The organism is Alcanivorax sp. HI0044, from assembly GCF_001634945.1.
Map to the genome: position 1 here is coordinate 1 of NZ_LWEZ01001983.1, position 821 is coordinate 821.

Annotated in this window: 1 protein-coding gene; it reads right to left on the reverse strand. The window is 57.0% G+C overall.

Translation table 11 applies throughout. The features are described 5' to 3' along the window. On the reverse strand, positions 1-707 hold a 707-nt coding region (locus tag A3730_RS29275; RefSeq protein WP_369819146.1), incomplete at its 3' end, for an MORN repeat-containing protein. Between the last annotated feature and the right edge of the window lie 114 nt (positions 708-821).

An 821-nucleotide genomic window follows, 5' to 3' on the forward strand; every position in this document is an offset into this window, starting at 1 on the left:
TGCTGCTGCTTGCGCTGCCGCCAGGCTTTTTCACTGGGGTAGTAATCGCCCTGCACAAAAAAGCCCTTTTCCACCACGGGCTTGCCGTCATCACTGGGCCGCGTGCGCGTCCCCGGGCCTTCCGCATGGCCGTTTTCAAAAGACGCATGAATTACCACGCCATCCGGACGGGTCAGTTCCCCTTTGCCTTCAAAGGTGAAGAAATCGAACTCGCCCTGATAGTGGTAACCTTCCTCGTTACGGTAAGTCCCCTTGACCATGTAACCGTCGGCAAAGGTGCCTTCAAACTGTTCGGCTGATGCGGTGACCCAGAGCCCCTTCCCGTGCGGTTGAAAATCACGGAACTCCCCCTGGTAGGAATTATCGTCCAGATACGTCACCGAACCCTTGATAAGCTCTCCGTCCTTGAACTGCCCCTGGTAGGAGGCATCCTGGCAGGTATAGGTCCCTTCGCCGTTCAAAACGCCGTTAACAAAGTGCCCTTCCTGAACGCAGCCGTTACGGCTCTCCAGGCGACCTTCACCTGCCATCAACCCGTTCTGGAACTCTCCTTCATAGTGCCGACCACCGGGCCAGGTGAGGCTGCCATGGCCATGGAACAGGTTATCCTCGATATCGCCCTCATACACGGCACCATCGGGCAAACGCACATCAGCCGGCAACTGCACCGGATCACAGGCGGCCAGCAACACGAGCGATACGAGCAAACACAAAGTTCTCATAAGCGACAGATTTTCATTAGCCCCCGGGGAGTTTGAACTGAGCCAGTTGGGACGAGGTACGGCGCAGGTGAGTGCACAGCAGGCGGGCGATATTTTCCA